The organism is Quisquiliibacterium sp., assembly GCF_982640115.1.
This window is the reverse complement of record NZ_CEXFHW010000159.1, coordinates 1-9,016: the sequence shown is the minus strand read 5'-3', so window position 1 is coordinate 9,016 and position 9,016 is coordinate 1. Positions and strand designations below refer to the sequence as shown.

Genomic DNA, 9,016 nt, shown 5'->3' with positions numbered 1-9,016 from the left:
CCCTGCAGGTGGGTGCGGCGCGCATCGACAGTGATGCCGGCACGCTGAGCCTGCGCCAGCTCGGCCTTGCGCAGGGGCGCTGGGCCGGGGCGGGCGAAGCCCGGCTGCGCGGCGTGGCCCGGGTGGCTGAAGCGCTCGGCCTGGAGCGGCCTGCTGCCCCCCCGGGAGTCGACCTGGACGAGATCGCCCTCGAGCTCGACGCCGATCTCGCCGGCACCGGGCGTCAGGACCTCAGCGGCAGCCTGGGCCTGCGGGTGCGCCCGCCGCGCGGGATCCAGGGCGCAGGCGATGCCGCGATCACCCTGCGCGAGGGCGCCCTGCAGGGCACGCTGCAGATGGCCCTGCCCACCCTCGCCGTGGTCAACCGCTGGATCGGGCCGGAGTGGTCGCTCGATGGCCGCCTGATGCTCGACGGCCGGCTTGCCGGCACCCTCAGTGCACCGCGTCTGACCGGCGATGTCCGTGGCGAGGCGCTGCGGCTTGAGCAGCGCTCGATGGGCTGGCGGCTCGGAGCAGGGCGGCTGCAGGCCCGTTTCGATGGCGACCGTCTGCGTCTGGACAGCCTGCGTCTGTATTCCGGCCAGGCCGCGATCGACGCCGCGCAGCGCGCGCCGGCATCGGCAGCGGCATCGGCGCCAGCATCCGCGCCGGCATCGGCGCCGGCGCCGGCATCGCGTGATCCCGGCGCGCTCGCTGCCGGCGCGATCGACCTCGCTGGCGAACTGCGCGCCAGTGACCGCAGCGGCCGCTTCACCCTGCGCGCTCAGGGCGCACCGGTGCCCTTCGGCCCCGGGCAACGGGTGGTGGTGTCGGGTGAGGCGGATGTGATCAGCCAGGCGGGCCGCTTCGAGCTCAAGGGGCGGCTGCGCGCCGACGAGGGGCTGATCGAGCTGCGTGGCGGCGATGCGCCCACGCTGCCCGACGATCTGGTGATCGTTTCGTCCGCGTCGTCCGGGGTCGCTGCCTCGCCGGCCATGGGCTCACCGGCCGGCAACGGCCGAGGCGGGCGGCCAGGCGCCACCGCGGCAGAGCCGGGCCTCAGACTCCATGCCGACCTTGCCATCGACCTCGGCGAGAAGCTGCGGGTTCGCGGCAGCGGCGTGGACGCCCGGCTCACCGGTGCCCTGATCCTGCGCGGCACCCTGCCCGAGGATCCGCGCGCCTTCGGCACCGTGCGGGTGCGCGATGGCTCGTACAGCTACCAGGGCCAGAAGCTCGAGATCTCCCGCGGCCGGGTGGTGTTCAACGGGGCCATCGACAACCCGGCGCTCGATCTGGCTGCGGTGCGCCCGAACCTGCCGCTGGAGGTGGGCGTCACGCTCACCGGCACCGTGCGCACCCCGCAGATCCGGCTCTTCTCGCGGCCGGAGATGAGTGACGCCGACAAGCTGAGCTGGCTGGTGCTCGGCACCGCGCCCGACGGAGCCCAGACCGGCGCCCAGACCGCAGCCCTGCAGGCCGCGGCGGCCAAGCTGTTCGGCCAGAACGACGGTGGTCTGGCCAGCGCGCTCGGCCTGGATGTGCTGACCATCCGCGGTTCGGGGGCGCTCGACAGCTTCACCGCCGCCTCCACCCTGTCGGGCTTCCAGAGCGGCGGTGCGGTGCCCGGTCAGGTCGGCGGCAGCGCCACGGTCGCGCCCGGGTCGGCGGGCCAGAATGTGGTGGCGATCGGCAAGCGCCTGAGCTCGAGGCTGGTGATCACCTACGAGCAGGGCTTGCGCGGGGTCTGGAACCTGCTGCGCATCCAGCTCGACCTCACCAACCGGCTGGCGGTGCGTGCCCAGACAGGCAGCGAATCGGCGGTCGATCTGCTCTGGCGGCTGTCCTTCGACTGAGCGGGCGCCGCGCCAGCCTCACTCGCCGAAGGCGGCCAGCCGTTCGCAGGCGCTGGCGAAGTCCTCCATGAAGTCCTGCACCACCTGGCGCGCGCCCAGCGGCTGGTTCATCAGCCCCACGCCCTGCCCGACCCAGTAGGTGGCCAGCGCCTGCGCCCCGGGGTCACCGGCCTGCGAGAGCTTGTCGATGCGCGCCAGCGCCGGCTCGCTCACCAGGCCCTGCAGCGGCATGGGCAGCGGATCGGGCGCGCCGGGCCCCTGCCAGGCATCGGTCCAGGGCGAGCGCAGCTGGCGGGTGTACTTGCCGGTGCGGCTGCGCGAGCGCACGGTCTGGCGCGAATCGGCCTGCAGCATCTTCTGCTTGACCACCGGGTTGGTCTCGGCCTCGCGGGTGGTCAGCCACACCGAGCCACACCACACCCCGTCGGCGCCCATCGCCATGCAGGCCGCCATCTGCCGGCCGGTGACGATGCCGCCCGCGCCCAGCACGAAGGTGCCCGGCCAGGGCTTCACCGCCTCGATCACCTCGGGCACCAGCACCATGGTGGCGACATCGCCGCAGTGGCCGCCGGCCTCGCCGCCTGCGGCCACCAGCAGGTCGACGCCGGCCTGCGCATGCTTGATCGCATGCTCGCGCGCGCCGGTGAGCGCGCCCACCATCACGCCGCGTTCGCGGGCCATGGCCATCATGAAGGGCGGCGGCACACCCAGGGCATTGACCACCAGCCGCACCCGCTCGTGGCGCAGCGCCTCCTCGAGCACCGCGCGCGCCCCGCTCTCGCGCAGGTTGTCGCCATAGTTGGCGTCGATGCCGGCGTCCCACAGGCCGGCGGTGTCGATGCCGTGATCGCGCAGGATGCGTTCGACATGGCGCCGGTGCTCGGGCGGGATGCGCGCCTCGATCTCGGCCGGGCTGAGTCCGCCCTCCTTGGCGTCGAGCTTGCCGGGCACCAGCAGGTCAACGCCGTAGGGTGCGTCGCCAACCCGCGCGTCGAGCCAGTCGAGCTCGATCTTCACGCTCTCCGGGGTGTGACCGACGATGCCCAGCACGCCGAAGCCGCCCGCGCGGCTGACCTCGGCGATGACATCGCGGCAGTGGCTGAACGCGAACAGCGGAAACCGGATGCCGAGTCGGCGGCACAGACTGGAATTCATGATCGATCTCCTGGTGATGGCCGGGCCCCCGTGGCCGGCGACAGCCGCGAAACGGCTCGTTTAGAGTATGCCGCTGCGCCCGCCGCCGGCGGCCGGGCGCGCATTCCGGCGCGCGCGCGCCCCAGCCTGAAAGCGACCTCCATGCGATACGAAGACTTCGAATTCCTGCGTTTCGAGACCCGGCCCAATGGCGTGCTGCTGATCACCCTCGACCGCGCCGAGCACATGAATGCCACCAATGCCCGTCTGCACTGGGAGCTCACCCGCATCTGGGGCGTGATCGATGCCGATCCGGCGGTGCGGGTGGCGGTGGTCACCGGCGCGGGCGATCGCGCCTTCTCGGCGGGCGGCGACCTGGAGTGGATCGCCGGCATGGTCGGCAACCCGGACCGGGTGGCCATGGTCATGAAGGAAGCTGGCGAGATCGTCCACACCATGATGGCCTGCGACAAGCCGATCATCTCGGCGATCAACGGCGTGGCCGTGGGGGCGGGGCTGGCGGTGGCCCTGCTCGCCGACATCAGCATCATGGCCGAGGAGGCGCGGATCACCGACGGGCATGTGCGGCTCGGCGTGGCTGCCGGCGATCATGCCGCGATCTGCTGGCCGCTGCTGTGCGGCATGGCCAAGGCCAAGTACTACCTGCTCACCGCCGACTTCATCAACGGCCGCGAGGCCGAGCGCATCGGTCTGGTGAGCCTGTGCGTGCCGCGCGCCGACCTGATGGCCAAGGCCATGGAGGTGGCCAACAAGCTCGGAACCGGCAGTCAGCAGGCCATCCGGCTGACCAAGCGCTCGCTCAACGGCTGGCTCGACATGGCCCGGCCGATCTTCGACAGCTCGCTGGCGATGGAGATGCTCTGCTTCCTCGGTGAGGATGCAGCCGAGGGGGTGGCGGCGGTGCGCGAGAAGCGCGCGCCGCTGTTCCCGTCAGTGAAGGGCTGATGTCGGCCGACGCATCAATACTCGACCGCGTGGCCCTTGATGTAGGTCTCGAGGTAGCGGATGTGGTCGCCCTGCTGCTGCATGATGTCCTTCACGATGTCGCCGATCGACACCATGCCCACCACCGTGCTGCCGTCCTGCACCGGCAGGTGGCGGATGCTGCGCGCCATCATCATCTTCATGCACTGATCGAGGGTCGCGGCCAGATTCACGGTCTGGGGGTTGCGGCTCATGATCTCGTCCAGCGTGACGGTGCGGGCATCACGGCCGGGCAGCAGCACCTTGATCGCGCAATCGCCCTGGGTGACGATGCCCTTGAGCGCGCCGCCCTCGATCACCAGCACCGAGCGGATGCGCTGCTCGCGCATCATCTGCAGGGCCTGCACCACCGTGGCGGTGGTCTCGAGCGAGAAGACTCGGGCGGATTTCTGGGCGAGACAGGCTTTCACAGTGGACATGGGCGGCTTTCGGTGGGCGGATGGGAGGCTGACGACCGGTCGATGGTAGACCCGGGCTGGCGTTATTGTCCAGTGTTTGTCCTAGACTAATTCCGGGTGTCTGCCCGATGCGCAATACCTGATCGCGCCTGTGGGCCAAGCCGGGCGCCGCCGATCCGGATGCGGACGCCCTCCGGCGCCGCGGCCCCGTGTCACGGTGAGGCTCCGCCGGCGCGCCGGCTACACTGGACCGCAGGGTCCTTGTCCGAAGGGGTTGGCCGATGCTCCCGAAGTTTCTGCTCTTGCTGATGATCGCTGCCGGGGTCGGTGCCTGGGTGCAGCGTGATGTTCCGCCGGTGTCTGGCTGGCTGGCCCAGGCACGCGCGCTGGTCGGCGAGGCCGGCGATCAGGCCGGAGCGGTCCTCCCGGGCGGCACCGGATCGGGCGCCGCCACGGTGTCGGGGGCGCGCCCTGGGGCAACCCAGAGCGCCGCCGGGGGCGCTGACGCGCCCGGCGGTCTGCGCAAGTGCGTCCGTGGCGAATCCGTGCTCTACACCGCCGGTGCCTGTCCGAGCGGCAGCACCGAGAAGGCCATGGCCAATGCCCAGGTGAGCGTGGTGCCAGCCATGCCCATGGCGGCGCCGGCGGCGCAAGCCGCCGCAGAGCCCGGGCAACCGGGCGGCGCTGGCGTGGCGCCCGGTGCCGGGAACGCGCCGGCCAACGGCAATCCGCTGGTCCGCGCCCGAGCGGCCAACGAGGAAGCCAGCCTGCGCGCCAAGGCCATCGACCGGGCCGTCGACCGCTGAGCCTGCGCCCGGGCCCTCGAGCCCCGAGGGCGCGGCGGGTCGGCGCCCCAGCCCTGCATTGGCCGCGCGCAATCCTCGTGCCTGCGGTCTGCGGCATCATGGTGCCCGCATGAACATCCTCTTCGTTCACCAGAACTTCCCCGCCCAGTTCAAGCACCTCGCCCCCGCGCTGGCCGCCGCCGGTCATCGGGTGGTCGCCCTCACGCTGCGTCAGGGCGAGGGCGACCTGTGGCAGGGCGTGCGGCTGGTGCGCTATCCGATCGCACGCCGGGCCGGCACCGGGGTGCATCCCTGGCTCACCGACTTCGAGACCAAGACCATCCGGGGCGAGGCCTGCTTCCGGGCAGCGCTCGCGCTCAAGGCCGAGGGCTTCGAGCCCGACCTGATCGTGGCCCATCCCGGCTGGGGCGAGGGCCTGTTCCTGAAGGACGCCTGGCCGCGGGCGCGCATGGGTATCTACTGCGAGTTTCACTACCAGGCGCAGGGCGCCGATGTCGGCTTCGATCCGGAGTTCTCCCGACCCGATGCCGGAGACCCCGGCCGCCTGCGACTGAAGAACCTGAACAGCACGCTGCACATGCAGGCGGCCGACGGCGGGATCTCGCCCACCCGGTGGCAGGCCAGCACCTTCCCGGAGCCCTTCCGGCACCGCATCGAGGTCATCCATGACGGCATCGATACCGCCGCGCTCGCACCCGCGCCCGGCGTGAGCCTCACCGTGAGCGGCCCCGCGCCGCTCACCCGCCGCGACGAGGTGATCACCTTCGTCAACCGCAACCTCGAGCCTTATCGCGGCTATCACGTGTTCATGCGTGCGCTGCCCGAACTGCTGCGGCGCCGGCCGCGGGCCCGGGTGATGATCGTCGGCGGCAACGAGGTGAGCTACGGCGCCCGCCCGAGCGGCGGCGGCAGCTGGAAGGACCTGCTCGTGGCCGAGGTCAGGCCGCGCATCACCGAGGCCGACTGGTCGCGGGTGCACTTCCTGGGCAACCTGCCCTACGGCCACTTCGTGGCGCTGCTGCAGCTGTCCACGGTGCATGTCTATCTCACCTATCCGTTCGTGCTCTCCTGGAGCCTGCTCGAGGCCATGAGCGTGGGCTGTGCGATCGTCGCGAGCGACACCGAGCCGCTGCGCGAGGCGATCCGTCATGGCGACACCGGCCGGCTGGTCGATTTCTTCGACGGCGCTGCCCTGGTCGACGAGGTCTGCGGCCTGCTGGACGACCCCGACCAGCGCCGGCGTCTGGGTGCACAGGCGAGGGCATTCGCGTGCGAGACCTATGATCTTCAGCGGGTGTGCCTGCCCCGCCAGCTCGCCTGGATCGACCAGATGGCCGCCGGCGGCCCCACGGCGCAGGCCGCGGCATCGGACCCGCTCGCCACGGCGGCGTCGGCAGGCGCGCGATGAAGCACTGGCTGAAGTCCGTGGCGCGCCGGCTGCCGCCGGTGCGCGAGCTCATCGATGAACGCGATCGTCTGATCCGGGACGCCGGCTTCGTGCCGGCCGGACACTTCTACTCGCCAATCCCTTCGCAGGCCGAACTGCGTCGCGACGAGGCCCGCCTTTTCGGGCCGATGCCGCGCGAGATCCCGGGCATCGACCTGCGCGAGTCGGCTCAGCTCGCCCTGCTCGAGAGCTTTGCGGGCTTCTACGCCGAGATGCCCTTCACCCACGAGGCGGTGCCGGGCAACCGCTATCGCTTCGACAACCCGGCGTACTCGTACTCGGATGCCATCCTGCTCTACTGCATGCTGCGCCACCTGCGGCCGCAGCGTCTCGTCGAGGTCGGCAGCGGCCACTCCACCTGCGTGGTGCTCGACACCCGCGATCGCTTTCTCGACGGGCAGCTCGAGCTGACCTGCATCGAGCCCTATCCGGCGCTGCTGGAATCGCTGCTGCGGCCCGGCGATCGCGAGCGCATCACCCTGCTGCGGCAACGCCTGCAGGATGTCGATCTGGCGGTGTTCGCGCAGCTGCAGCGCGGCGACGTGCTGTTCATCGACTCCACCCATGTGGCGCGCACCGGCAGCGATGTGAACCGGCTGTTCTTCGAGGTGTTGCCGGTGCTCGCGCCGGGCGTGCATGTGCATGTCCATGATGTGTTCCACCCCTTCGAGTACCCGCGCGAGTGGGTGTTCGGCGGTCGGGCCTGGAACGAGCTCTACCTGCTGAGGGCCTTCCTTCAGTACAACCAGGCCTGGCGTGTGGTGCTGATGAACACCTTCATGGAGCACTTCCACGCAGACTTCTTCCGCGAGCGCATGCCGCTGTGCCTGCGCAACCCCGGCGGCAGCATCTGGCTGGAGCGGGTCTAGCGCCGGCAGCCAGCGCACGCCATCGGTTCGGCGGCCGGCCGGCAGGCCGCGCAGGCCGCCCGCGCCGCGGCATTCCGGCAGGTATCGGACTGCCGGCTCGCCGCCCGGCTGGCCCGGCGCCGGCGCCTGGCGGAAAATGCCGCGTCATCATGATCAAGATCGTCTTCTGCCTGCACCGTCTGCCGCATCTCACCCGCGAGCAGTTCCAGACCCGCTGGCGCGATGTGCACGCGCCGCTCGTGGCCAGCCACGCACCCGCGCTCGGCATCCGCCGCTATGTGCAGAGCCACGCCCTCGATGACTCGGCGGCCGCCGGGCTGGCCGGTGCGCGCGGCTCGCCCGGCGGTTATGACGGCGTGGCCGAGCTCTGGTTCGACAGCCTCGAGCAGTGCCTCGCCGCGCGCGGCCCGCAGGCCCGTGAGGCCGGCCGCATCCTGCTCGAGGACGAGCGCCAGTTCATCGATCTTTCCCGCTCCCCGATCTTCTTCGCGCAGGAGCATCCCATCCTGCCGTCGTCCTGACTGTCCGGACGCGGCCATCCACCTGGAGACCTCATGGATTTCAACCTTCCGCAAGATCTTGTCGACTATCTCGCCGAGCTCGATGCCTTCATCGATCGCGAGATCAAGCCCTTGCAGGCGCAGGACGACAACGAGCGCTTCTTCGACCACCGCCGGGAATGGGCGCGCACCGACTTCGACAACGGCGGTCTGCCGCGCCACGAGTGGGAAGACCTGCTCAAGGAGGCCAAGCGTCGCGCCGATCGCGCGGGGTACCTGCGCTTTGCCCTGCCCGCCGAGTACGGCGGACGTGACGGCAGCAACTTCTGGATGGCGGTCATCCGCGAGCACTTCGCCGCCAAGGGGCTGGGCCTGCACAACGACCTGCAGAACGAGCACTCCATCGTTGCCAACTACCCCTTCGTGCTGATCTTCCGCGACTTCGGCACGCCGGCCCAGCAGGCCGAGTTCATCTCGGGCACGCTCGACGGCACCCGCCGCATCACCTTCGGCCTGACCGAGCCGAACCACGGCTCCGATGCCACGCACATGGAGACCCGCGCGGTGCCCGAGACCCGCAACGGCGTGGCCGGCTGGCGCATCGACGGCGAGAAGATGTGGACCACCGGCATGCATGTGGCCTCCCATTGCGCGGTGTTCGCGCGCACCAGCGGCAACGACGGCGATGCCACCGGCATCACCTGCTTCCTGGTGCCGGCCGACACCCCCGGCGTGAAGATCGAGGAGTATCTCTGGACCTTCAACATGCCCACCGACCACCCGCGGGTGAGCTTCACCCATGTCTGGGTGCCCGAGACCGTGGTGCTCGGCCAGATGGGCCGCGGTCTGGCGATCGCCCAGCACTTCGTGCATGAGAACCGCATCCGTCAGGCGGCCAGCTCGCTGGGCGCGGCCACCTACTGCGTGAACGAGAGCGTGCGCTACGCCCGCGAGCGCAAGCCCTTCGGCAAGGCGCTCGCAGAGAACCAGGCCATCCAGTTCCCGCTGGTCGAACTGGCCAC

Annotated in this window: 9 protein-coding genes; 7 read left to right on the top strand and 2 right to left on the bottom strand. The window is 70.8% G+C overall.

The window, feature by feature from the left end; translation table 11 throughout:
* On the top strand, positions 1 to 1,835 hold a 1,835-nt coding region (locus AC2H6A_RS15335; protein ID WP_484274532.1), incomplete at its 5' end, for a translocation/assembly module TamB domain-containing protein.
* Positions 1,836 to 1,853: 18 nt separating this feature from the next.
* On the opposite strand, the gene AC2H6A_RS15330 is transcribed toward AC2H6A_RS15335, so the two are convergent.
* Positions 1,854 to 2,990, bottom strand: coding sequence for an NAD(P)H-dependent flavin oxidoreductase (locus tag AC2H6A_RS15330; protein WP_484274531.1), 1,137 nt, complete (start codon positions 2,988 to 2,990; stop codon positions 1,854 to 1,856).
* A 141-nt stretch (positions 2,991 to 3,131) separates the two neighbouring features.
* On the opposite strand from AC2H6A_RS15330, the gene AC2H6A_RS15325 reads away from it, so the two are divergent.
* Positions 3,132 to 3,935 (top strand): enoyl-CoA hydratase/isomerase family protein, encoded by an 804-nt coding sequence (locus AC2H6A_RS15325; protein WP_484274529.1) that lies wholly within the window; start codon positions 3,132 to 3,134, stop codon positions 3,933 to 3,935.
* 14 nt (positions 3,936 to 3,949) lie between these two features.
* Here AC2H6A_RS15325 and AC2H6A_RS15320 read toward each other — a convergent pair whose 3' ends face one another.
* Positions 3,950 to 4,393 carry a CBS domain-containing protein gene (locus tag AC2H6A_RS15320; protein WP_484274528.1) on the bottom strand — a complete coding sequence of 148 codons (444 nt, stop codon included), beginning with the start codon at positions 4,391 to 4,393 and terminating at the stop codon, positions 3,950 to 3,952.
* Positions 4,394 to 4,653: 260 nt separating this feature from the next.
* Here AC2H6A_RS15320 and AC2H6A_RS15315 point away from each other — a divergent pair, with 260 nt between their 5' ends.
* The 5 genes from AC2H6A_RS15315 to AC2H6A_RS15295 all read left to right on the top strand — a co-directional run.
* Positions 4,654 to 5,178, top strand: coding sequence for a hypothetical protein (locus tag AC2H6A_RS15315; RefSeq protein ID WP_484274527.1), 525 nt, complete (start codon positions 4,654 to 4,656; stop codon positions 5,176 to 5,178).
* A gap of 109 nt (positions 5,179 to 5,287) precedes the next feature.
* A complete protein-coding gene (locus AC2H6A_RS15310; RefSeq protein WP_484274526.1) occupies positions 5,288 to 6,586 on the top strand; it encodes a glycosyltransferase family 4 protein in 1,299 nt (432 codons plus the stop codon).
* Positions 6,583 to 7,494 (top strand): class I SAM-dependent methyltransferase, encoded by a 912-nt coding sequence (locus tag AC2H6A_RS15305; RefSeq protein WP_484274525.1) that lies wholly within the window; start codon positions 6,583 to 6,585, stop codon positions 7,492 to 7,494. The genes AC2H6A_RS15310 and AC2H6A_RS15305 overlap by 4 nt, the downstream gene beginning before the upstream one ends.
* 149 nt (positions 7,495 to 7,643) lie before the next feature.
* Positions 7,644 to 8,015, top strand: a complete 372-nt coding sequence (locus AC2H6A_RS15300) for an EthD domain-containing protein (protein WP_484274524.1) — start codon at positions 7,644 to 7,646, stop codon at positions 8,013 to 8,015.
* 33 nt (positions 8,016 to 8,048) lie between these two features.
* On the top strand, positions 8,049 to 9,016 hold a 968-nt coding region (locus AC2H6A_RS15295), incomplete at its 3' end, for an acyl-CoA dehydrogenase family protein (protein ID WP_484274523.1).